Source organism: Mycobacterium hubeiense (assembly GCF_002838065.1).
Lineage (GTDB): Bacteria > Actinomycetota > Actinomycetes > Mycobacteriales > Mycobacteriaceae > Mycobacterium > Mycobacterium hubeiense.
In genome coordinates this window covers 99,002-120,859 of the sequence record NZ_PIZU01000003.1, presented here as the reverse complement: position 1 = coordinate 120,859, position 21,858 = coordinate 99,002, and the positions used below count along the sequence as shown (strand labels likewise).

Sequence of the window (21,858 nt, the reverse complement as noted above, 5' to 3'; positions counted from 1 at the left end):
TCCATGAGTTGGGTCAGGAAACTCCGCGGTTCAGAATCGCCAGTAGTCGCCCCAGCAGCCGGGTTCGCGTCGCCTTGTAGGGATGCATGTGAATGTCGCGGCGAGGATTGAACCGCGAGATGAGCAGCGACTGCTGGCGACAGTACTTTCGGATCCCGCCGGGGCCGTGGCGGTGGCCCACTCCGGAGCCCGGCTTGGCGCCGCCCATGGGCAGCTCGAGCGCGGTGTAGTTGATCAACGCGTCATTGACCGTGACCGCGCCGGCGTTGAGCCGCCGCGCTACGGCCTCGCCGCGCTTCAGGTCGCGGGAGAACACCGCAGCGGAAAGCCCGTACTCGGAGTCATTGGCCATCCGGATCGCCTCCTCGGCGTCGGCGACCTTCATGATCGGCAGCGTCGGGCCGAACGTCTCCTCCCGCATGCAGGCCATGTCGTGATCGACGCCGACGAGCACCGTCGGCTCGTACCAGTACCCTTTGTCGGGTCCCCGGTGGCCGCCGGTCAGCACCGTCGCGCCGCGATCGCGTGCCTCATCGACATGGCGTTCCACTGTGTCGACTTGCGGCGGGAAGGTCAGCGATCCGACGTCGATGCTGCCGGGGCCTGCCGGTACCCCCTGGCGGATCGCGCGCACCTTCTCGGTGACGCGGGCGACGAAGTCGTCGTAGACCGGCGCCTCGACGTAGCAGCGCTCGATGGAGATGCAGGTCTGGCCGCAGTTGAACATCGAGTAATACGCCGCGTGGTTGGCGGCGCGCTCGATGTTGGCGTCGGCGAGCACGATCATCGGGTCCTTGCCGCCGAGCTCCAGCGAGGCGGGGATCAGCCGCTCGGCGGCCCGCATGGCCACCTTGCGGCCGGTCGCCGTCGACCCGGTGAACATGATCATGTCGACCTCGTCGAGGACGGCCGCGCCGGTCGGCCCGCACCCCGTCGCCACCGCGAACACGTCGTCGGGCAGGCCGCACTCGGCGAGCCCCTCCGCGAGCAACAGCGACGTCAGCGGGGTGATCTCGGACGGCTTGAGGATGACGCTGTTGCCTGCGGCGAGTGCCGGGATGCAGTCGCCGAACGAGTTGGTCAGCGGGTAGTTCCACGGGCCGATGACGCCGACGACGCCGACCGGCCGGTACCGCAGCACCAGGCGCTTGCCCTTGACGAAAATCGCGGAGGACCGGATCCGTTCGTCGGCGAGGTATTTGGGCGCCTTGTCGGCCCAGAAGCCGAACGCCGCTGCACCGTAGGAGAGTTCGGCGATCTGAGCGTCCTCGTATGCCTTGCCTGTCTCCGCGCAGATCGTGGTGATCACCTTGTCGGCGTTGTCGGTCAGCCACCGCTGCATCCGCTTCAAGATCCGTGCGCGGCCATCGAAACCCATTGCCTCCCAGCCGGGCTGGGCGGCGCGGGCACGACGGGCGAGTTCGCCGACCTCTTGAGCCGTCATGTCGTCGACGTGCCCGATCACCTCGCCGGTGGCGGGGTTCTCGACGGCGATGTGCGTTTGCGTTGTCATGGTGCCTCCACCGGAATCGCGATGTCGCGCTTGAGGATCTTGCCCGTCGGGCCTTTGGGGAGTTCGTCGACGAACCAGAGCCGCCGGGGGTACTTGTAGCCGGCGACGCGATCCTTCACGAACGCTTGGATGTCCGCCACATCGGCATTCGAGCCGGGCGTCAACGTGATCGCGGCGCCCACTTCCTCGCCGAGCATGTCGTCGGGGACGCCGACGACGGCAGCCTCGCGGACCGCGGGATGCTCGTACAGGACCTCCTCGATCTCGCGGGGGTACACGTTGTAGCCGCCGCGGATGATCATGTCCTTCGAGCGATCGACAATGTAGTAATAACCCTCGTCGTCGACACGGGCAAGGTCACCGGTGCGGAACCAGCCGTCGGAATCGATTGCCGCAGCGGTGGCGTCGGGTCGGTTCCAGTAGCCCTTCATCACGTTGTGACCGCGCACGGCGATCTCGCCGACACCGTCCTCGTTGGGCTCGAGCAGCTTCATCTCGACGCCCGCGACCGGGGTACCGATCGACCCCGGTTTGCGCTCGGAGTCGGGGTGGTTGAACGACGCCACCGGCGACGTCTCGCTCAAGCCGTATCCCTCGAGCACCATGCAGCCGAAAGCGTCCTCGAAACCGCGCATCACCTCGACGGGCATTGCGGCCCCGCCCGAGACGCACACCCGCAGCGAACTGGTGTCGGGTCGCTCGTCACAATGCAGCATCGCCGCGAACATCGTTGGGACGCCTTCGAATACCGTGACACGGTCGCGCTCGACGATCTCCAGTGCCTTCGCTGGGGTGAATCGCGGGATGAGCGACAGGCACGCGCCGGCAGCGACCGCGGCGTTGAGTCCGGCGGTCTGGCCGAACGCGTGGAACAGCGGAAGCGCCCCGAGGATCACGTCGTCAGCGGTGATGTCCAGCATCTCGACAATGGTGGCGACGTTGCGTCTCAGGTTGGCGTGGGTCAGCTCGGCGCCCTTCGGCGTCCCGGTGGTGCCCGACGTGTACAGGATCACCGCGGTGTCGTCGTCGCCGCGGGCGACGGGTTCGTCGAAAGGCTCTGCGGCGCCGATCAATTCCTCGAACTCGCCCGGCGTCACCACGATGCAGTCGGCGTCGGCGGCGGCAGCACCCGCCTGGGCGGCCGGCGCGAACTCATGCCAGGCGATGACCGCCTTGGCCTGCGGGTCGGTCAGGTAGAAGGCGGTTTCGCGCTCCTTGAGCAGCACGTTCATCGGCACGACCACGCCGCCCGCGCGCAGCACGCCGTAGTAGGCGACGGCGAAGTAGGGAACGTTGGGCAGCATGACGCCGACCCGATCACCGGGCTGCAGCCCGCGCGCTACCAGCAGGCCGGCGAGGCGGGCGCTCGCGGCATCAAGGCCCGTGTAGGGCATCTCGAGTTCGTCGAGGCGCAGCGCCACCCGGTCGGGGTGACGACGGGCGGTGTCGATCAGGTTGAGGGCGAGGTTGGTCATTTTGCCTCCGTTGAGGGAGTGGTTGGTGCGACGAGGCTGTGCAGTTCGGCCAGCTCGGCCTCGAGGTGTTCGATCAGCGACCAGGCGTCGGCGACGAGATCGCGGTCGCCGACCACACCGATGTCGAGCGTGTCGCGATAGGACAGCACGGTGAGGTTGAGCCCGACGCCGTCCATGATCATCGACACGGGGTACTGCGCCTGTAGTTGCGCACCCGCGAGAAACTGCGGTGCGGGTGAGCCCGGCACGTTGGAGATCACGACGTTGATCGGCGGTGCGAGCGGGTCGCGGATCGCCAGCTGACCGACCACACGCGAGGCCCGTGCCAGCAAGGCCGGGGGGATGAAGTGGTTGGCGTCTTGCATCAGCGTGGCCGGGGTGGCGTGGTGGCGGTTCTTGGCGGAGCGCATGACGTCGTTGACGCGGACGACTCGCTGCCGCGCGTCGGGCTCGTCGGTGGGCAGCGGCACGATCATCGTCGAGACCCGGTTGCCGAACGTGCCTGCCTCTTCCGGGGTGCGCACCGACACCGGCACCATCGCCAGCAGCGGGTCGGTCGGCAGGTCGTCGTTGGCGGCCAGCCACCGGCGCAGCGCCCCGGCGCTCAACGCCAGCACCACGTCGTTGACGGTGACGCCCAACGCATTCTTGACGGCCTTGACGTCGGCCAGCGGCAGCGAGGCGAACGCGAAGCGGCGGTGCGGTCCGATGCGGCGGTTGAAATGAGTTCGCGGCGCCCGCAACGTTGTTCGCTCCAGCACGCCGCCGTCGCCCCCGCGAACCCGGGTGACCCGCCCAGTGGCCGCGGCGAGCTGTCCGATGCCGGGCAGCATGCGCACCGTGGGCACGAGGTCCAGGTGTGGGAGCGCACGCGGCGCCCCCGCGAGCGCCCGCAGCGGTTGCCGGGCGACGCCGAACAGCCCGCGCAGCAGCAGGCCGACCTGGCCGGGTACCGCTTCGCCGTGGCGCGTCTCGTTCACCGGCTCAAAGGTGGCACCGGTCGGGTCGGGGTCGAGCAACACCGACAGCAGTTCGCCGCCGGACACGCCGTCGACCGCGGCGTGGTGCACCTTCGTCAACACCGCAACCCGACCCCCGGCCAGGCCCTGGATGAGGTAGAGCTCCCAGAGCGGACGTCCTCGGTCCAGCGGCCGGGCATGCAGCCGTGCCACTTGCTCGGCGAGTTGGCGGTCGTCACCGGGCGCGGGCAGCGCCAACTCCCGCAGATGGAAGTCGAGGTCGAAGTCGGGGTCTTCGAACCAGTAGGGGTGGTCGATGTTGAACGGCACCGGCGCCAGTCGCCACCGGAACGGCGCCAACCGGGCGATCCGCTCGGCGACGACATCGCGCACCGCCTCCAGTGTCAGCGCCCCGCCTGGCGCGGTCGCGGGATCGTAGATGCCCAGTGCGCTGACGTGGCCGTGGGTGCGGCCGTCTTCGGCGGCGAGGAACTGTGCGTCGACACTGGTGAGCTGATGCATTGCTGCTCACCCGAAAACCGGGAAGCTGCGACGCTTGGCCAACCGATCCATGCCGTCCTGGATCGCGCCTTCGACCTCGCGATAGATCTTGTCGACATACACCTTGTCGTCAGCGCGCTCCGGGTCGGTGTCCACCCGGATCGGGTCGAGGATCTCGGTGCGGATTTTCGCGGGCAGCGGGATGTGCGCGGGCAGGATCTCCACGGCGAGTGGGAACGGGAAGCCCGCGATGATGGGCATGGTCGCGCCGCGCAGCCGCTTGCCCAGGCCCGTCCAGCGTGCGATGAATCGGCCCTCGGAGAGCACGAAGACGGGGTCGTGGCCACCGACGGTCGCCACCGGGACGATCGGGACACCGGAACGGATCGCTTGACGGACAAATCCCTTGCGGCCGAACAGCATTGCCTTGTCGCGGTGGCGCCAGTTGCGCATGGCGTCCTGCTCGCCGCCGGGCCAAACGACCACGTCGCGGCCGGCGGCCAGAGCGGCGGTCACGCCCTTGCGGGACGCGGGTGTCACTCCGACGGCCTTGAAGTAGTCGCCGAGGCCCGGCGCGGCCATCAGCACGTCGTGCGCGGTGCCGTGCAGAATCCTGCGGCCCTCGAAATGGCGATACCAGGAATGCACCAGCGACCACGCGTCCATCGTCAGCGAGCCTCCGGAATGGATGCCGATCACCAGGGACGGCTCGTCGGGGACCCGGTGCCACCCGTCGGTCTCCAGCCGAAAGTAGTGGTCGCACAGGAAGTTCCAGACGGGGTTCTGGAAGTACTGCATGAACTGCTCGTTGGGCCCGTCGGACGTCATCGCATCGGCGATGCGGCGCGCCATCAGCTGTTGCAGCCAACCCTGCGGTGCCCGAGTCTCTTTCGCGGTTGCCTCATTGGTGGTCGCGGTCATTTCTTCCTCTCGTAAGGCTCGTAGTCGGCGGACACGGGCGGGGTTGTCGATGGTCGACATTCAGAACTCCAGGTGGTTCGCAATTTCAAAACGTTGCGGTTAACTATTCGCCGCCGCGAAGCGTTCGACTACGGAGCCGATTCCCAGATCGCGCGTCCCGGTTTGGTGATTACTACAAGCGCATGCCCGAGAACTCGAGCGCCCACCAAAGTTCGAGGAGGACGTCGGTGTCGCGCAGACTAGAACCCGTCAGTTCTTCGAAGCGCGTCAACCGGTACCGCACGGTGTTCTGGTGGACGAACAGCCTGGTGGCAGTGCGTTCCACGTGCAATCCACAGGCCAGATAGGCCCGCAGCGTCGCCACCAGTTCGCTTGCCGAGCCGCCCGACGCCAGCGGCTCGAGGTAGCGCTTCGCAAACAGCTCGCCGACGTCTTTGTCCATCGCCACAGCCGCCCGTACGCCGAGCGAGGCGAGGTCGTGGGCGCCGCGAAGCCCACAGGCCTCCGCGGTCATCAACGCGCGCGCCGCGAGACGGTACGACTCTGCCAGTTGGTCCAACGACCTCGGCGGGCCGAACCCGATGACACCGTCAACTTCTCGGGGCGGCGGGTCGAGCATGAAACCGGCGATGTCGCCTTCGATCGTTGCGGCCAGACCACGTCGGCGTTGCCCTGGCAGTTGAAAGCCCAGTGCCTGCTCCTGCATGCGCGCCGGAACCTTCTCAACGAGTCGCGCCCGCACGGCAACATACTCAGCGGCCGGGTCCAGTCCATGCGCCTCGGCGCGAACGCGAAGCTCGCCCGCCGCGATCGTCCCGAAGAGTGCGCCGCGCACGAACGCCGCGCGTTCCTCCTCCTCTGAGAGCGCGCGGGCGAGTTCTGCCTTGCGATGCGCCTCGGCCGTCGTCACCATGGCGACGTCGGACCACGCGAGGGTCGACTGGACGAATTCGAGCACTTGGGCGTCTTCGATGCCGAGGCGACGGCCGACCTCACGCGCGTAGCCGACGACGACGTCGACGCCGATGCGCCACGCGCGAAGCATTTCGGCCACGGGAACGCCCTGGTGTGCGCGCGCCTCGCCGATGGCGGCCAGTTCGGCGACTTCGGTGTCGTCGAGCGCGGCACGGCCGGCGCGTGCGGACCGCAGCACCCGCTCGACTTCAAGCCCGACCTCGCTATCGAGGGCCCCGTCGGGCAGGTCCCGATATGTCGAAAGTCGCGCCTTGATGGCATCACGGATTTGGCGGGCAATGGCGGGCTGTTCATTCAGCAACCCGTCGAACAGCGCTTCCCAGGACCGCTCATTGCTCGCGGGCCCCATACGCCTGGGAGTCCTCTCAGTGGACAGCAGACGCCGCCGTTGTCGCCGTCTGGGCAATCGCGGTTGCCGTACGGTGCGCCATCGCCATCGTCGAGATCATCGGGTTCACTCCCGTGGCGGTCGGCAGCGCGCTCGCGTCGCCGATGTAAACGCCGGGCGTGTCGTGCAGTTCGCCCCACGGGTTTGCCACGGACGTGGCCGGGTCGGTGCCCATGCGGCAACTGCTCATCTGATGCGCGGAGAACAGCCGGTGCCCGCCGACACCCAGTGGGAGAGACTGCATCTCGGCGATGAAAGCCTCGAGGTCCTCGCCCGCACGCCAACGCCGGGCAGTAGCCGCGAACGGCACGATCTCTTGTGCGCCGGCGGCGGCGTGCAGTCGGATCTGGGCCTCGAGCGAGCGGCGCGCGATGCGCTGGTCGACCTCGTCGGTGAGCGCATAGTTGACGAGTGCGTGCATCGCCGCGGCGGCCTCGGGACCCAGCTGCGCGACGCCGCTGATCAGCTGCTCACGCTCCGCCGGCGAAGCGGCGGCGAATCCGTGTGTGTGCAGTCCGTCGAGTAGCGCGAGCAGGCCCGCGCGCTGCTGCTCGGGTAGTCCCGTCAGCGCTTGCTCGACGGCGAGGTTCGCTTTCAGGTCGCTGCCGGACAGGGACCAGAAACCCGTCGGGTCCTCCGGCCGCTGCATCGACGGCACGACGGTCTCCGCGAGGGCCCGCAGGACGGTGCGATGTGTCTGGTTGATCTGCATGGTCATCGACTCCGATCGACGGTCAGGCCGTCGCCTGCGCATTGCGGCGCCAGTCGATAACAGTGTGGAACCCGGTGATGGCGGCGGGCAGCAGAATCGGAAACAGAACCATGAGGAAAACTGCGAAGGGGGCCAGGTAAGTCATGGCGAGAAAGCTACGAGCGATCCTGGATGGAAACGACGTCCCGAACCGACCAACTGTCGCCGCGGCGTTGTCCCCGCGCAACAAAGGCCGCGGCACGACCGTGCCGAGCTGGCAAAACGTCAGGTGCGTGCGATCAACCCGTCAGAGCTTGCGCGCGCTGGCCGTGGCCTTGTCGAGTTCCCAGTAGGCGCGCAGCGCGACGATCTTGCCCTCGTCGTTGACGCGGTAGGTGAAGACGCCTTCCGCGGTGACCTCGTATCCTGCGGCCCTGATCACGATGTTGCCGACGTTGGCTTCCTCGTTGCCGCACTGGTAGGTCTTCTCGAAGTTGAACGTGATTTCGCTCGGTGCGATGGCCATGTCGTAGAACTTGGCGATCGCCTCCTTACCGCGATGGCCCTTGCCCTCCGGGTCGAAATGCGACGGCCCGATCGGATCCTCGACTATCGCGTCGTCGGCGAAGTTGTCCAGCCACGCCTGCTTGTCATGCGCCATCGCGGCTTCGCGAGAGCGCTTGCCCGCCAGATGCGCTGGGGTTTCCGTCATTTCTGCCATCCCGAGTGGATATAGGTGTCGGCGAATCGCTTCATGGAATCCTTCTTCTTGTCCAGCGGCGCATCGAAGCCCAGCCCGTCGAATATCCACGGGATGACGATGTTGTCGGTGACCCCTGCCTCGGCTAGCTCGCGATGTCCGTCGACGCCGAACTTGTCGATGCACACCGCCTGGTATTCGAAAGGCGCATCTTCGCGGCCGTACTCGGCGAGCAGCGCCTTCAGTTTGCCGATGGTCTCGGCTAGCTGCTCGCCGGTCATCATCGCGCTGGTCCACCCGTCACCCACCCGGGCCGCCCGCTTCAGCGCCACCTCGGTGTGGCCGCCGACGTAGAACGGCACCGGCTGCGACGGTGCTGGGCTCATCTGCAGCTTGTCGAAGTCGTAGAACTCGCCGTGGAACTCGACCATGCCGCCGCCGAGGACGAGTTTGATGACCTCGATCATCTCGTCCACGCGCTTGCCGCGCTTGGCGTACGGCTGGCCGCACCACTCGAATTCCTCTGGCGCCCAGCCGATGCCGACGCCGAACCCGAACCGGTTGTTGGTCAGATTGGCCACCGAGCCGACCTGCCGGGCCAGCAGCAGCGGATTGCGCGAGCCCAGCTTCATCACGTTTGTGTAGAACCGCAGCGTCGACGTCACCGCTCCCATGGCGGCCGCGGCGATCAGCGGATCCACCCACGGGGTGTCGGCGTTCCACATCCGCGAGCCGTCCGGGGTGTACGGGTAGTCCGTGGACTGCTTCTCCATGTAGAACAGCGAATCCGGCAGGGCGATCGAGTCGAAGCCGACTTCCTCAGCGGTCTTGGCGATCTCGATGAGTTCGTCGGCCGGCCCCATCGCCACGCTGCAGGTGTACTTCATCGGCTTGGCTTGTCTGCGCCGACGACCCACATCGAGTAGTACTGCGAGCCGCCACCGTACGCGTGGCCGAGCGCTTTGCGGGCGCCTTGCACTTGGTGTTCTCCGGCCTTGCCCATCACCTGGATCGCGGCCTCGGCGAACCGGATCAGGCCCGACGCCCCAATGGGATTGGACGACAGCACGCCGCCGGAGGGGTTGACCGGCAACCGGCCGCCGATCGCGGTTTCGCCCGCCTCGGTGAGCTTCCATCCTTCGCCCTCGGGCATAAAGCCGAGGTTTTCCAACCACATCGGCTCGAACCAGGAGAACGGTACGTAGATCTCGGCGACGTCGATCTCGTCGATCGGGCTGGTGATGCCGGCCGCCTTCCACAGCGCCGCAGCCGCGTCGCGGCCGGCCTGCGGGTTGACCTGGTCGCGACCGGCGTAGGCCAGCGGCTCGGTCCGCAGCGCGGTGGCGTGGATCCAGGCGACGGGCTTTCCGTCTGCGACGTGCTTGTCGGCGATCTCTTCGTCGCCGATCACCACCGCACACGCACCATCCGACGACGGGCACGTCTCGTCGAATCGGATGGGATCCCACAGCATCTGGCTGCTCAGCACCTTCTCCAGGGTGATGTCGGGCTGATGCAGATGCGCCAGCGGGTTCTTGGCGCCGTTGAGCCGGTCCTTGACCGCGACCATGGCGCCGATGTGCGTCGGCGCCCCCGAACGGCGGATGTAGGCGACTCCGTGCGGCGCGAAGTACCCGCCGGCGCCGGCGCCGACGGGTTTGGTGAACGGCACCGGAATGCTCAACGCCCACATGGCATTCGATTCCGACTGTTTCTCCCACGCCATCGCCAGCACGCGCTTGTACTTGCCCGACTGCACCAGGCTCGCGGCCACCACGCCCGTCGACCCGCCCACCGAGCCGGCGGTGTGCACCCGGATCAGCGGCTTACCCGTCGCACCCACGGCGTCGGCCATGAACAACTCGGGCATCATGACGCCCTCGAAGAAGTCCGGCGCCTTGCCGACGACGACGGCGTCGATGTCGTCCATTGTCGAGCCCGAATCCGCCAGCGCCCTGTCGATCGCCTCGCGGACCAGCCCGTTCATCGACACATCCTGGCGCTTGGCGACGTACTTCGTCTGCCCGGTGCCCAGCACGGCCGCTAGTTGCTTGCCCATCAGCGCCCCTCCAAAACGGCCACGAGATTCTGTTGCAGCGCAGGCCCGCTCGTCGCATGCGCCAGCACGCGGGAAGCGGACCCGTCGAAAATGTGCTCGGCGGCAAAGCCGATTCGCTCCAGGCCCGCCGAGAACATCGGGTTGGCCGCCAGCGTGCCGCCCGACGGGTTGATTTTCGTCGACTCGCCCAGCCCGATCGCCTCGGTGAGGATCAGGTGTTGATGAGTGAACGGCGCGTAGATCTCGGCCACGTCGATGCTCGACACGTCCCCGCCCGTCGCCGCCTTGGCCGACGCGGCGGTCGACGGTGACACCGTCAGATCCCGCGCGCCCAGCACCGGGGTCTCGATGCGGTGCTCGAAACCGGTGATCCAGGCGGGGTTTTCGCGCAGTTCGCGGGCCCGGTCACCGGCCGCCAGCACAATGGCCGACGCGCCGTCGGTGATCGGCGCGATGTCGTGCCGTCGCAGCGGATCGGCGAAGAATGGCCGCGACAGCAGTTCGTCGATGCTTTTCGCGGGCTTTTCGGAGTCCGTCCGCGAGGCCACCGCGAATGAGTCCAGCGCCACCTGCGCCATCTGCTCGTAGGTCCACTTGCCTGCGTCCAAACCGAACCGGGCCTGCAGCCCGGCCATCGACACCGAGTCCGGCCACAGCGGCGCAACGGAATACGGGTCGGTCTGCAGCGCCAGCACGCGGCGCAGCGTGCCCGCCGAGGACTTGCCGAAGCCGTACACCAGCGCGGTCTCGACCTCGCCGGTCAGCAGTTTGATGTAGGCCTCGTAGAGCGCCCAGGCGGCGTCCATCTCCACGTGCGATTCGTTGATCGGCGGTACCGCGCCGATCGAGTCGATCGCCGAGATGAACGAGAACGCCCGGCCGGCAAGGTAATCCGACGAGCCGGAGCACCAGAAGCCGATGTCGCGCTGGCTGATTCCGAGCTCGTCGTAAAGCTGCGCGAAACACGGCATCAGCATTTCGACGCCGTTGGTGGTGCCGTCGGTGCGGCGTACGTGGGGAGCGTGGGCGAAGCCGACCACTGCAACGTCAGTCATTAAGTGCCCTCACAGGTGGTGCTTGTAGGTGTCGTAGTCGGCGTCCGGTTCACCGGTCGGCCGGAAATGCGAGATGTTGTCGATGCCCAGACCCCATTCCTCGCGGGGCTTCCACACCGCCTCGACCCGCATGCCCATCCGGACCTCGGTGGCGTCGATCTCGGTGACCAGGTGCAGGAACGGGATGTCGGCGCCGTCGAGAAGCACGTAGGCCGCGACATACGGCGGCTTGATGCGCTGGCCCGCGAACGGGATGTTGATGATTGCGAACGTCGTCACCGTCCCCTTGTCGGGCAGCTCCACGAACTCGTCGAGCGGCTTCCCGGTGGCCGGGTCGGCTTCGCGCGGCGGGAAGTACACCTTGCCGTCCTTACCGGACCGCGCACCGAGCAGCTTGCCGTCCTGCAACGCGCGCAGGAACGTGCTCTCGGGCAGCGACGCGGTGTGCTGGATCTCGATCGACGACGGCGACACGAGCACGGTCACCGGATCCTTGTCGTCTTGCGCGTCGGGCACCGGTTCGGGTTCGTCCCCCAGCGCGAAGTAGGCGATGTCGGTGATCGCGCCGACCGGCTCGTTGACCCAGTGCACGTGCACCCGGGCGCCCGTGGCGATCGCGTCGGCGCTCCCTGCGTCGACCGCATGCAGCAGCGGGGTGTCCGCGCCGTCGAGTTTGATCAGCGCCCACGCGAACGGGCGGTCCAGTGGCTGGCCCGCCAAGGGCGTCGGCTGCCACGTCCACGAGACCACGGTGCCGACGCTGGCCACCGGCACTACCTCGGTCAGGGGCGCGTAGGTGACCGGGTCATACTCAGCGGGTGGCACATGCACTCGGCCGTCCGACCCACGCACGCCGACGATGCGTCGCGAGCGCAGGGCGGTGAAGAACTGGCTGAGCACAGGGCCGACTGAACGGGTGTAGTCGAAGGACAGCTTCAGCGGCGCTGAAAGGGGCGGCTCATGGGTGTCGATCTGCACCGGGCTGCTTTGGCTGGGTGTCACAGCATCGAGTAGAACAGGTTCTAAGAATGGTTTCAAGAAGGGTGTGCGGATGAAGCTCGGACTTCAACTCGGCTACTGGGGCGCTCAGCCGCCGGAGAACCACGCCGACCTGGTGGCCGCGGCCGAGGAGTCGGGCTTCGACGCCGTGTTCACCGCTGAGGCGTGGGGGTCAGACGCGTACACGCCGCTGGCCTGGTGGGGCTCGTCGACGCGACGGTTGCGGCTGGGCACCTCGGTGGTGCAGCTCTCGGCGCGCACACCGACCGCCTGCGCGATGGCCGCGCTGACGCTGGACCACCTCTCCGGCGGCCGGCACATCCTCGGCCTGGGTGTGTCAGGGCCGCAGGTCGTCGAGGGTTGGTACGGGCAGCGCTTCCCCAAGCCGCTGGCCCGCACGCGTGAGTACATCCACATCATCCGGCAGGTGTGGGCGCGCGAGGCCCCGGTGACCAGCGACGGGCCGCACTACCCGCTGCCGCTGACCGGCGAGGGCACCACCGGCCTGGGCAAGGCGCTCAAACCGATCACCCATCCGCTGCGGGCGGACATCCCGATCATGCTGGGTGCCGAGGGGCCGAAGAACGTGGCGATGGCCGCCGAGATCGCCGACGGCTGGTTGCCGATCTTCTACACGCCGCGGATGGCCGACACCTACAACGAATGGCTCGACGAGGGCTTCGCCCGGCCGGGCGCCCGGCGCAGCCGCGAGGACTTCGAGATCTGCGCGACGGCCAACATCGTCATCACCGAGGACCGGCCGGCCGCGTTCGCGGCGATGAAGCCGTATCTGGCGCTCTACATGGGCGGGATGGGCGCCGAGGACACCAACTTCCATGCTGACGTGTATCGCCGGATGGGCTATTCCGAGGTGGTCGACGACGTGACCAAGCTGTTCCGCAGCGACCGCAAGGACGAGGCCGCGGCGATCATTCCGGACGAGCTCGTCGACGACGCCGCCATCGTCGGCGATGCGGACTACGTCCGTGAACAGGTCAAGGTGTGGGAAGCGGCCGGCGTGACCATGATGGTGGTCAGTGGGCGGTCGCGTGAGCAGATCGCCGAGCTCGCCACCCTGGTGTAGACACTTCTTGCGACTTGTCTAGAACGCGTTCTAGATTGACCGGATGACGGACTCGGTCTCCCAACACACCATCGCCGGCACGGTGCTGACCATGCCGGTACGGATCCGCAAGGCCGACACCCACGTCGCGATGTTCTCGGTGTCGGCAGCAGCAGCGCAGCAGATGATCGACTACAGCGGGCTGCGGGTGTGCGAATACCTGCCCGGCCGGGCGATGACGATGCTGATGCTGGTGCGCTACATCGACGGCGACCTCGGCCAGTACCACGAATTCGGCACCGCGGTGATGGTCAACCCGCCGGGGTCGACGGCCCGGGGCCCGCGGGCGCTGGGTTCTGCGGCGGCGTTCATCCACCACCTGCCGGTCAACCAGAGCTTCACTTTGGAAGCGGGCCAACGAATTTGGGGCTTCCCGAAGATCATGGCCGATTTCAACACGCGCGAAACGCCGAAGTTCGACTTCGACGTCAGCGAGAACGGCAAGCTGATCGCCGGTATCGAGTTTGGCAAGGGGCTGCCGCTGCCGTCGTCGTTGACATCCAAACCGCAGGTGCTCACCACCTACAGCCACCGCGACGGAGTCACCCGCGAAATTCCCTGGGAGATGCGCAATTCCGGGATGCGTGCCCGTCTGGGTGGCGCGCGTCTGCGCCTCGGCGACCATCCCTACGCGGACGAACTCAGAAAACTGGGCTTACCGAAACGGGCACTGGCGAGCCAATCGTCTGCCAATGTCGAGATGACTTTCGGCGATGCCAAGGAGATTTCATGACGCAGGTTCTTCCCGAAACGAAGCCCGACGTCGACCTCACCGACGGCAACTTCTACGCCGACGGCCCGGCGGCCCGCGAGGCGTACCGCTGGATGCGCGCCAACCAGCCGGTGTTCCGGGACCGCAACGGCCTGGCCGCCGCGACGACGCACCAGGCGGTGCTCGACGCCGAACGCAACCCGGAGCTGTTCTCGTCCACCGGCGGCATCCGGCCCGATCAACCGGGTATGCCGTACATGATCGACATGGACGACCCGGCACATCTGTTGCGCCGCAAACTGGTCAACTCCGGCTTCACCCGCAAGCGGGTGATGGACAAGGTGCCGTCCATCGAAAAGCTTTGCGACACTTTGATCGACGCGGTGTGCGAGCGCGGCGAGTGTGATTTCGTCCGCGATATCGCCGCCCCACTGCCGATGGCGGTGATCGGCGACATGCTCGGCGTGCTGCCCGAGGAGCGCGGCATGCTGCTCAAGTGGTCCGACGACCTGGTGTGCGGTCTGAGTTCGCATCTCGACCCGACGTCGGCCGCGTTTCAGGCGGTGATGGACGCCTTCGCCGCATACACGGCGTTCACCATGGACATCATCGCCAAGCGGCGGGCCGAGCCGACCGAAGACTTGTTCTCCATCCTGGTGAACGCCGAGGTCGAGGGTCAGCGGATGAGCGACGACGAGATCGTCTTCGAGACCCTGCTGATCCTGATCGGTGGCGACGAGACCACCCGTCACACGCTGTCCGGCGGCACCGAACAGGTGCTGCGCCACCGCGACCAGTGGGAGCGGCTCGTCGCCGACCAGTCGTTGCTGCCGGGCGCCATCGAAGAGATGCTGCGTTGGACCTCGCCGGTGAAGAACATGTGCCGCACGCTGACCGCCGACACCGAGTTCCACGGCACCGCCCTCAAAGAGGGCGAGAAGATCATGTTGATGTTCGAATCGGCGAACTTCGACGAGTCGGTTTTTGAGAACCCTGATGCATTTCATATCGACCGAGATCCCAACAGCCACATGGCGTTCGGCTTCGGCACGCACTTCTGCCTGGGCAATCAGCTGGCCCGGCTGGAGCTGCGGCTGATGCTCACCAAGGTGCTGGCGCGGCTGCCCGATCTGCGGCTGGCCGACGAGTCGGCGCTGCCGCTGCGGCCGGCGAATTTCGTCAGCGGCCTGGAGTCGATGCCGGTGGTGTTCACCCCGACAAAGCGGGTGCTGGATTAGCGCGAGCGGTACCCCCGGAAGACAGCGTCAACAGTTGATGACGCGGCCAGGAGGCATGTGCCCGCTGGAGGCGTCAGCAGGTGTTGACGCGATCGGTGTGTACCTCTGAGTCGAGCTATGACGCGCCTCCGCGGCGGCGTATGCAATTCCGCGTCGACTTCTGCGGGAGGGTCGCTTTCGCGCGAGAAGCACAACCCTTGTGTAGAATTCGGCGCACGAAACAGGACGATCTATCAGATCAGCGATCGCCTGCGCGAAGGCCGCACCGTCCGCGTCGCAGGCCATGAGATCGCGACGGCAGTGTCCGCATGGCTGGCGGAACTGGCGCCAACAGCCCACTGGTCGACGACCTTGCCCGCGCCGTGCACGCCGGCGACTGGCCGACGGCCCGCGCCATCGGTGAGTACCTCTGCGTCGACGTGACGGTGGCGGCGTACGTTAGCGCATCTTGAAGTTCGGCGACCGCTTCTCCTTGAACGCCAGCGGGCCTTCCTTGGCGTCATCGGACAGAAACACCTTGATGCCGATCTGCGTGTCGATCTTGAACGCCTCGTTCTCCGGCATGCCCTCGGTCTCGCGGATGGACTGCAGGATCGCCTGCACCGCCAGCGGCCCGTTGTTGTTGATCACCTCGGCGATCTCCAGCGCCTTGTCCAGCGCCGTGCCGTCGGGCACCACATAGCCGATCAGCCCGATCTCCTTCGCCTCGGCGGCCGTGATGTGCCGGCCCGTCAACAGCAGATCCGCGGCGATCGTGTACGGGATCTGGCGAACCAACCGCACCGCCGATCCGCCCATCGGGTACAGGCTCCACTTGGCCTCGGAGATGCCGAATTTGGCGCTCTCGCCGGCGACGCGGATATCGGTGCCCTGCAGAATCTCGGTACCGCCCGCGATCGCCGGGCCTTCGACCGCGGCGATCAGCGGCTTCTTGAGCCGCCGGCCCTTCAGCAGCCCGTCAATGCGCGACGGGTCGTAGCTGCCGTCCTTGAACGAGTCGCCCGGCGGCTTGGCCGTCGCCGCCTTCAGGTCCATCCCCGCGCAGAAGTAACCGCCGGCACCCGTCAGGATGCACGACCGGATCTCCGGATCGTTGTCGACGCGGTCCCACGCCTCGACCATGATCGAGAGCATCTCGGTGGAAAGCGCGTTGCGCGCCTCCGGCCGGTTCAGCGTCAGGATCAGCGTGTGTCCGCGCTGCTCAATGAGGGCGTCGGGGCCTTTTTGGGACTCGCTCACGGGTGGTCGCCTTCCTGCGTCGGAGCCACAGACTTGTCACGAAATGTAACACGTTCTAGTTTAGGTGCCGTGGCCCTCAACATTGCCGACCTCGCCGAGCACGCCATCGACGCTGTGCCTGACCGTGTCGCCCTCATCTGCGGCGACGAAACGCTGACCTACGGCCAACTCGAGGAGAAGGCCAACTGCCTCGCGCACTACCTGATCGACCAGGGCGTCAAGAAGGACGACAAGGTCGGCCTGTACTGCCGCAACCGCATCGAGATCGTCATCGCGATGCTCGGCATCGTGAAGGCAGGCGCCATCCTGGTCAACGTCAACCTCCGCTACGTCGAGGGTGAGCTGAAGTACCTGTTCGACAACTCCGACATGGTCGCGCTGGTGCACGAACGCCGCTACGCCGACCGCGTCGCGAACGTGTTGCCGGAGACGCCGAACGTCAAGACGATCCTGGTGGTCGAGGACGGTAGCGACGACGACTACCAGCGCTACGGCGGCGTGGAGTTTTACTCCGCGCTCGAACAGGCCTCCCCCGAGCGCGATTTCGGCGAACGTAGCCCCGACGACATCTACCTGCTCTACACCGGCGGCACCACCGGATTCCCCAAGGGTGTGATGTGGCGCCACGAGGACATCTACCGAGTGCTGTTCGGCGGCACCGACTTTGCGACGGGCGAACCGGTCGCCGACGAATACGATCTGGCCAAGCAGGCCGCCGCGGGCCCGCCGATGATCCGCTATCCGATTCCGCCGATGATCCACGGCGCCACCCAGTCCGCCACCTGGATGGCGTTGTTCTCCGGCGGAACCGTTGTGCTGGCACCGGAATTCGACGCCGACGAGGTGTGGCGCACCATCGAGAAGCACAAGGTCAACCTGCTGTTCTTCACGGGCGACGCGATGGCCCGCCCGCTGCTGGACGCATTGACCAAGCTGCACGACTCCGGCCACGAGCCCGACCTGTCGAGCCTGTTCCTGCTGGCCAGCACTGCCGCGCTGTTCAGCCCGAGCATCAAGGAGAAATTGCTCGAGCTGCTGCCCAACCGCGTCATCACCGACTCGATCGGCTCCTCGGAGACCGGGTTCGGCGGCACCAGCGTCGTCGCCAAGGGCGAGGCGCATACCGGCGGCCCGCGGGTGACCATCGACAAGAAGACCGTCGTGCTCGACGAGGACGGCAACGAGGTCCAACCCGGCTCGGACAAGGTCGGTTTCATCGCCAAGCGAGGTCACATTCCCGTCGGCTACTACAAGGACGAGAAGAAGACGGCCGAGACGTTCAAGACCTTCAACGGCGTGCGCTACGCGATCCCCGGCGACTACGCCAAGGTGGAAGCGGACGGCACGGTGACGATGCTGGGCCGCGGCTCGCAGTCCATCAACAGCGGCGGCGAGAAGATCTACCCCGAAGAGGTCGAGGCCGCCCTCAAGGGCCATCCGGACGTGTTCGACGCGCTGGTGGTCGGTGTGCCCGACGAGCGCTACGGCCAGTGCGTGGCGGCCGTCGTCCATCGCCGTCCGGGCACCAATCCGACGCTGGCCGACCTCGACGCGTTCGTGCGCCAGGAGATCGCGGGATACAAAGTGCCGCGCAAGGTTTGGTGGGTCGACGAGATACATCGCACACCGGCGGGTAAGCCCGATTACCGGTGGGCCAAGGACGTCACCGAGGAGCGCGAGCCCGATGATGTGCACGCCAACCACGTAGGAAGCCCGTCCTGATGCGTACCGAACTGTGCGATCGCTTCGGCATCGAGTACCCGATCTTCGTCTTCACGCCGTCGGAGAAGGTCGCCGCCGCGGTCAGCAAGGCCGGCGGGCTGGGCGTCCTGGGGTGCGTGCGGTTCAACGAGGCCGACGACCTCGAGCGCGTGCTGTGCTGGATGGACGAGAACACCGACGGCAAGCCCTACGGCGTCGACGTCGTCATGCCCGCCAAGGTGCCGCAAGAAGGCACCGCCGTCGACATCGACAAGCTGATCCCGCAGTCGCATCGCGACTTCGTCGCGAAAACGCTTGCCGACCTTGGCGTTCCGCCCTTGCCGGATGACGAGCAACGCAACGAGGGCGTGCTGGGCTGGCTGCATTCGGTGGCGCGGTCGCACGTCGAGGTTGCGCTCAAGCACCCGATCAAGCTGATCGCCAACGCGTTGGGCTCACCGCCCAAGGACGTCATCGACCAGGCGCACGAAGCCGGCGTACCCGTCGCGGCGTTGGCCGGTAGCGCCAAGCATGCGCAACGGCATGTCGAGAACGGCGTCGACATCGTCGTCGCCCAGGGCCATGAGGCCGGCGGGCACACCGGTGAGATCGGCTCGATGGTGCTCTGGCCGGAAATCGTTGACGCCCTTGACGGTAAGGCCCCCGTGCTGGCCGCCGGTGGCATCGGCACCGGACGGCAGGTGGCGGCGGCGCTGGCGCTCGGCGCGCAAGGCGTGTGGATGGGCTCGGCGTTTTTGACGTCGGCCGAATACGATCTCGGTCACCGCAAGCCCAGTGGCGTGTCGACGATCCAGGAGGCGCTGCTGCGGGCGTCGTCGAGCGACACCGTGCGGCGCCGCATCTACACCGGCAAGCCGGCGCGGCTGCTGAAGACGAAGTGGACCGACGCGTGGGATGCCCCGGATGCCCCTGAGCCGCTGCCGATGCCGCTGCAGAACATCCTTGTCAGCGAGGCACATCAGCGGATGAATGAGTCCGACAACCCCGACACCGTGGCGATGCCGGTGGGCCAGATCGTCGGTCGGATGAACGAGATCCGGCCCGTCGCCGACATCATCGCCGAGTTGGTCAAGGGCTTCGAGGACGCGACGAAGCGGCTCGACGGTATTCGGGACAACTAGCCCGCGAAATCGGCGGCATCCCGCGATCCGTCAACGCCCCGGCAGGGCCTGCACCGCCCGGATCATCGGGGTCATCGCCTTCTGCCAGAAGGTCTGCGAAATTCCCAGTGGCGGATCCAGATTCAGCACCCGAGCGGTGGACACGGTCTGCGGCTCGGTGTATTTGAGGATGCCGTCCTCGCCGTGTCGCCGGCCCACGCCGGACGCCTTCATGCCGCCCATCGGGGCCGCCGTGCTGCCGAACGTCAGCGCATAGCCCTCGTCGACGTTGACCGTGCCCGCGCGGATGCGCGCCGCGATCGCCTCACCCTCGGCCTTGCTGCCCGCCCAGACGCTGGCGTTGAGACCGTACTCGGTGTCGTTGGCCTTCTCGATGGCCTCCTCGACGCTGTCGACCGGGTAGATCGACACCACCGGGCCGAAGGTCTCGTTGCGGGCGCATTCCATCTCGTCGGTGACGTCGGCCAGCACCGTCGGCTCGAAGAACAGCGGGCCGATGTCGGGCCGCGCATTTCCGCCCGCAACCACCTTGGCGCCCTTGACCTTTGCGTCGTCGACATGCCCGGAGACGGTCTTGATCTGGTCCTCGGAGATCAGGCTGCCCATGTCGGCGGTGAAGTCGTAGGCGGGGGAGAGCCGCATGTTGCGCACTTGCTCGGCGAACTTCGCAGTGAACTCGTCAGCGACCTCACGCTCGACGTAGATGCGTTCGATCGAGATGCACAACTGCCCGGCGTTGGAGAAGCACGCGCGCGTCGCGGCCTTGGCCACCTCGTCCAGATTCGCCCCCTTGGTGACGATCATCGGGTTCTTCCCGCCGAGCTCTGCGGAGAATCCGATGAGCCGACGGCCGCACTGCTCGGCCAGGGAGCGGCCGGTGGCGGTCGAGCCGGTGAACATCAGGTAGTCGCAGTTCTCCACGATCGCGGTGCCCACCACCGAGCCGGGGCCGGGAACCACCGCGAACACCTCCCGCGGCACCCCCGCCTGATACAGCAGTTCCGCATTGGCCAGCGTGCAGTACGGAGTCTGGCTGTCCGGCTTGACCACGACGGCATTGCCGGCCAGCAGCGCGGGGATGGAATCCGAAATCGAGAGCGTCATCGGGTAATTCCACGGCGAGATGACGCCGACGACACCCTTCGGGTGGTAGTTGACGACGGTCTTGACGATGCCCGGCAGTAGCCCCTGCACGCGCTTGGGCTTGAGCAGTTTGGCCGCCTGACGCGCGTAGTAGCGCGCATTGAGCATGATGTCGACGATCTCTTCCTGCGCCGCCGACCGGGCCTTACCCGTTTCGGCCTGCGCCACGTCCATCAGGAAGTCGCGATTCTCGATCGCCAGGTCGCGGTAGCGCTCGATGATCGCGCAGCGCTCCTTCACCGGACGCCTGGCCCATGCGGCCTGGGCGGTACGGGCTTTCGCCACAGCAGCGGTCACGTCCTCGGCGGTGCCGACCGGGATGGTGGTCAACTCCTTGCCGGTGAAGACCTCTTCGATCGTTCTCGACTGCCGTGCGGTGATGTCTTCGATGGCGACGAGCTGGCGCAGGCGGTCGAAGTCCGCGGCGGATGGGGCCGGCATGGTTAGCACTCCTACTGATGAGTAACAAGCGGATAGCGGCAAACCTACTCGGCGCGCAGCAGTCGCCACAATGGTGTGCGTTGTCAGGGGATGTATCGAGCGATCGCCTCGGCGACGATCGGGCCGTGGGTCGCCGCCCGACGAGGTCGATCCGAGTGATTTCGAGATCGGGTGGACGACGAACTGCGCCAAGACGGCCCGGCGTACGAAGGTGAGTACCATCGGGCTATGCCCAGTGGACAGATGCGGCGTGGCGGCCAGATGACAGTGGTCGTGCGTCGACGGGGCATTCACGACCCTGACGATGAGATCGAGTTCTGGTTATCGAGACCTGCGAGCGAGCGCATCGCCGCAGTCGAGACGATGCGGCGAAGGGTGTACGAGATCAGCGATGCATCTGGATCGAGACTTTCACGAGTTTGTCGCGTCGTGCATCGATCATGACGTTCGATTCTTGATCGTTGGCGGTTATGCGTTGGCTGCACACGGGCTCCCGCGCGCTACCGGTGACCTGGACGCCTGGGTCTGGACAGATCCATCAAACGCGCAACGTCTGCTTGCCGCACTGTCGGACTTTGGTTTCGGCTCCGTCGGGCTCAGCACCGCTGACTTAGAGCGACCCGATGCCGTCGTACAGCTTGGCTATCCGCCGCACCGCATCGACATTCTGACCGGGATTGATGGCGTCGACTTCGAAAGTGCCTGGAACAACAGGATCGAGATCGACATCGACGGCATGACTGTTTCCTTCATCGGAAAAGACGACCTCATTCGCAATAAGCTTGCGACTGGTCGACCGCAGGATATTGCCGACGTGGCGCGGCTGCGGGGCGAGGGCTGAGCTACGCGGAACGACTGCTGCGGTGATTGTTCGAACACAGCC

Annotated in this window: 20 protein-coding genes and 1 pseudogene; 7 read left to right on the top strand and 14 right to left on the bottom strand. The window is 66.6% G+C overall.

Translation table 11 applies throughout. The annotated features are described in order from the left end of the window. Window positions 1-13: 13 nt before the first annotated feature. The 12 genes from CWS39_RS03875 to CWS39_RS03825 form a co-directional block, all read right to left on the bottom strand. Window positions 14-1,513 carry an aldehyde dehydrogenase family protein gene (locus CWS39_RS03875; RefSeq protein ID WP_102141589.1) on the bottom strand — a complete coding sequence of 500 codons (1,500 nt, stop codon included), beginning with the start codon at window positions 1,511-1,513 and terminating at the stop codon, window positions 14-16. Beyond that, window positions 1,510-2,988 (bottom strand): long-chain-fatty-acid--CoA ligase, encoded by a 1,479-nt coding sequence (locus tag CWS39_RS03870; protein ID WP_102141588.1) that lies wholly within the window; start codon window positions 2,986-2,988, stop codon window positions 1,510-1,512. Before CWS39_RS03870 ends, CWS39_RS03875 begins: the two co-directional genes overlap by 4 nt. Beyond that, window positions 2,985-4,469, bottom strand: a complete 1,485-nt coding sequence (locus CWS39_RS03865) for a WS/DGAT/MGAT family O-acyltransferase (RefSeq protein ID WP_102141587.1) — start codon at window positions 4,467-4,469, stop codon at window positions 2,985-2,987. Before CWS39_RS03865 ends, CWS39_RS03870 begins: the two co-directional genes overlap by 4 nt. Before the next feature lie 6 nt (window positions 4,470-4,475). After that, entirely contained in the window at window positions 4,476-5,300 is an 825-nt protein-coding gene (locus tag CWS39_RS03860) for a lysophospholipid acyltransferase family protein (protein ID WP_102141734.1), read from the bottom strand. 241 nt (window positions 5,301-5,541) lie between these two features. After that, window positions 5,542-6,693, bottom strand: a complete 1,152-nt coding sequence (locus CWS39_RS30140; protein WP_102141586.1) for a PucR family transcriptional regulator — start codon at window positions 6,691-6,693, stop codon at window positions 5,542-5,544. Between the two features lie 16 nt (window positions 6,694-6,709). Beyond that, window positions 6,710-7,450 carry a GMC family oxidoreductase gene (locus CWS39_RS29435; protein ID WP_233213348.1) on the bottom strand — a complete coding sequence of 247 codons (741 nt, stop codon included), beginning with the start codon at window positions 7,448-7,450 and terminating at the stop codon, window positions 6,710-6,712. A gap of 16 nt (window positions 7,451-7,466) precedes the next feature. Beyond that, window positions 7,467-7,589, bottom strand: a complete 123-nt coding sequence (locus tag CWS39_RS29985) for a hypothetical protein (RefSeq protein WP_255412952.1) — start codon at window positions 7,587-7,589, stop codon at window positions 7,467-7,469. 141 nt (window positions 7,590-7,730) lie between these two features. Further along, entirely contained in the window at window positions 7,731-8,135 is a 405-nt protein-coding gene (locus tag CWS39_RS03845; RefSeq protein ID WP_102141585.1) for a nuclear transport factor 2 family protein, read from the bottom strand. Next, window positions 8,132-9,010, bottom strand: a complete 879-nt coding sequence (locus CWS39_RS03840) for a TIGR03619 family F420-dependent LLM class oxidoreductase (protein ID WP_102141584.1) — start codon at window positions 9,008-9,010, stop codon at window positions 8,132-8,134. The genes CWS39_RS03845 and CWS39_RS03840 overlap by 4 nt, the downstream gene beginning before the upstream one ends. Beyond that, window positions 9,007-10,182, bottom strand: a complete 1,176-nt coding sequence (locus CWS39_RS03835; RefSeq protein ID WP_102141583.1) for a thiolase domain-containing protein — start codon at window positions 10,180-10,182, stop codon at window positions 9,007-9,009. The genes CWS39_RS03840 and CWS39_RS03835 overlap by 4 nt, the downstream gene beginning before the upstream one ends. Next, window positions 10,182-11,237 (bottom strand): thiolase domain-containing protein, encoded by a 1,056-nt coding sequence (locus tag CWS39_RS03830; RefSeq protein ID WP_199177948.1) that lies wholly within the window; start codon window positions 11,235-11,237, stop codon window positions 10,182-10,184. The genes CWS39_RS03835 and CWS39_RS03830 overlap by 1 nt, the downstream gene beginning before the upstream one ends. 9 nt (window positions 11,238-11,246) lie before the next feature. Continuing rightward, window positions 11,247-12,239 carry a Zn-ribbon domain-containing OB-fold protein gene (locus tag CWS39_RS03825; RefSeq protein WP_102141581.1) on the bottom strand — a complete coding sequence of 331 codons (993 nt, stop codon included), beginning with the start codon at window positions 12,237-12,239 and terminating at the stop codon, window positions 11,247-11,249. Between the two features lie 49 nt (window positions 12,240-12,288). Here CWS39_RS03825 and CWS39_RS03820 point away from each other — a divergent pair, with 49 nt between their 5' ends. The 4 genes and pseudogenes from CWS39_RS03820 to CWS39_RS30440 all read left to right on the top strand — a co-directional run bounded on the left by CWS39_RS03820 (window position 12,289) and on the right by CWS39_RS30440 (window position 15,761). Continuing rightward, window positions 12,289-13,320, top strand: coding sequence for an LLM class F420-dependent oxidoreductase (locus CWS39_RS03820; RefSeq protein WP_102141733.1), 1,032 nt, complete (start codon window positions 12,289-12,291; stop codon window positions 13,318-13,320). 43 nt (window positions 13,321-13,363) lie between these two features. Next, window positions 13,364-14,092, top strand: a complete 729-nt coding sequence (locus tag CWS39_RS03815; protein ID WP_102141580.1) for an acetoacetate decarboxylase family protein — start codon at window positions 13,364-13,366, stop codon at window positions 14,090-14,092. Next, a complete protein-coding gene (locus CWS39_RS03810; RefSeq protein ID WP_102141579.1) occupies window positions 14,089-15,309 on the top strand; it encodes a cytochrome P450 in 1,221 nt (406 codons plus the stop codon). Before CWS39_RS03815 ends, CWS39_RS03810 begins: the two co-directional genes overlap by 4 nt. A gap of 117 nt (window positions 15,310-15,426) precedes the next feature. Beyond that, window positions 15,427-15,761: pseudogene (locus CWS39_RS30440) on the top strand (hypothetical protein). On the opposite strand, the gene CWS39_RS03800 reads toward CWS39_RS30440, so the two are convergent. Next, window positions 15,748-16,548 carry a crotonase/enoyl-CoA hydratase family protein gene (locus CWS39_RS03800; RefSeq protein ID WP_102141578.1) on the bottom strand — a complete coding sequence of 267 codons (801 nt, stop codon included), beginning with the start codon at window positions 16,546-16,548 and terminating at the stop codon, window positions 15,748-15,750. The pseudogene CWS39_RS30440 and the gene CWS39_RS03800 overlap by 14 nt on opposite strands. Before the next feature lie 33 nt (window positions 16,549-16,581). On the opposite strand from CWS39_RS03800, the gene CWS39_RS03795 reads away from it, so the two are divergent. Next, window positions 16,582-18,270 (top strand): acyl-CoA synthetase, encoded by a 1,689-nt coding sequence (locus CWS39_RS03795; protein ID WP_199177947.1) that lies wholly within the window; start codon window positions 16,582-16,584, stop codon window positions 18,268-18,270. Further along, a complete protein-coding gene (locus CWS39_RS03790) occupies window positions 18,270-19,391 on the top strand; it encodes an NAD(P)H-dependent flavin oxidoreductase (RefSeq protein ID WP_102141576.1) in 1,122 nt (373 codons plus the stop codon). The genes CWS39_RS03795 and CWS39_RS03790 overlap by 1 nt, the downstream gene beginning before the upstream one ends. A gap of 30 nt (window positions 19,392-19,421) precedes the next feature. On the opposite strand, the gene CWS39_RS03785 is transcribed toward CWS39_RS03790, so the two are convergent. Further along, window positions 19,422-20,975: a succinic semialdehyde dehydrogenase gene (locus CWS39_RS03785; protein ID WP_102141575.1), complete on the bottom strand. Its 1,554-nt coding sequence runs from the start codon at window positions 20,973-20,975 to the stop codon at window positions 19,422-19,424. 391 nt (window positions 20,976-21,366) lie between these two features. On the opposite strand from CWS39_RS03785, the gene CWS39_RS03780 reads away from it, so the two are divergent. Then, a complete protein-coding gene (locus tag CWS39_RS03780; protein WP_102141574.1) occupies window positions 21,367-21,816 on the top strand; it encodes a DUF6036 family nucleotidyltransferase in 450 nt (149 codons plus the stop codon). Window positions 21,817-21,858 lie beyond the last annotated feature (42 nt).

Coding starts and splice junctions, on each gene's coding strand:
- CWS39_RS03875 (WP_102141589.1), bottom strand. CDS start 1,513: ATGACAACGCAAACGCACATCGCCGTCGAGAACCCCGCCACCGGCGAG.
- CWS39_RS03870 (WP_102141588.1), bottom strand. CDS start 2,988: ATGACCAACCTCGCCCTCAACCTGATCGACACCGCCCGTCGTCACCCC.
- CWS39_RS03865 (WP_102141587.1), bottom strand. CDS start 4,469: ATGCATCAGCTCACCAGTGTCGACGCACAGTTCCTCGCCGCCGAAGAC.
- CWS39_RS03860 (WP_102141734.1), bottom strand. CDS start 5,300: ATGGCGCGCCGCATCGCCGATGCGATGACGTCCGACGGGCCCAACGAG.
- CWS39_RS30140 (WP_102141586.1), bottom strand. CDS start 6,693: ATGGGGCCCGCGAGCAATGAGCGGTCCTGGGAAGCGCTGTTCGACGGG.
- CWS39_RS29435 (WP_233213348.1), bottom strand. CDS start 7,450: ATGACCATGCAGATCAACCAGACACATCGCACCGTCCTGCGGGCCCTC.
- CWS39_RS29985 (WP_255412952.1), bottom strand. CDS start 7,589: ATGACTTACCTGGCCCCCTTCGCAGTTTTCCTCATGGTTCTGTTTCCG.
- CWS39_RS03845 (WP_102141585.1), bottom strand. CDS start 8,135: ATGACGGAAACCCCAGCGCATCTGGCGGGCAAGCGCTCTCGCGAAGCC.
- CWS39_RS03840 (WP_102141584.1), bottom strand. CDS start 9,010: ATGAAGTACACCTGCAGCGTGGCGATGGGGCCGGCCGACGAACTCATC.
- CWS39_RS03835 (WP_102141583.1), bottom strand. CDS start 10,182: ATGGGCAAGCAACTAGCGGCCGTGCTGGGCACCGGGCAGACGAAGTAC.
- CWS39_RS03830 (WP_199177948.1), bottom strand. CDS start 11,237: ATGACTGACGTTGCAGTGGTCGGCTTCGCCCACGCTCCCCACGTACGC.
- CWS39_RS03820 (WP_102141733.1), top strand. CDS start 12,289: ATGAAGCTCGGACTTCAACTCGGCTACTGGGGCGCTCAGCCGCCGGAG.
- CWS39_RS03815 (WP_102141580.1), top strand. CDS start 13,364: ATGACGGACTCGGTCTCCCAACACACCATCGCCGGCACGGTGCTGACC.
- CWS39_RS03810 (WP_102141579.1), top strand. CDS start 14,089: ATGACGCAGGTTCTTCCCGAAACGAAGCCCGACGTCGACCTCACCGAC.
- CWS39_RS03790 (WP_102141576.1), top strand. CDS start 18,270: ATGCGTACCGAACTGTGCGATCGCTTCGGCATCGAGTACCCGATCTTC.
- CWS39_RS03785 (WP_102141575.1), bottom strand. CDS start 20,975: ATGCCGGCCCCATCCGCCGCGGACTTCGACCGCCTGCGCCAGCTCGTC.
- CWS39_RS03780 (WP_102141574.1), top strand. CDS start 21,367: ATGCATCTGGATCGAGACTTTCACGAGTTTGTCGCGTCGTGCATCGAT.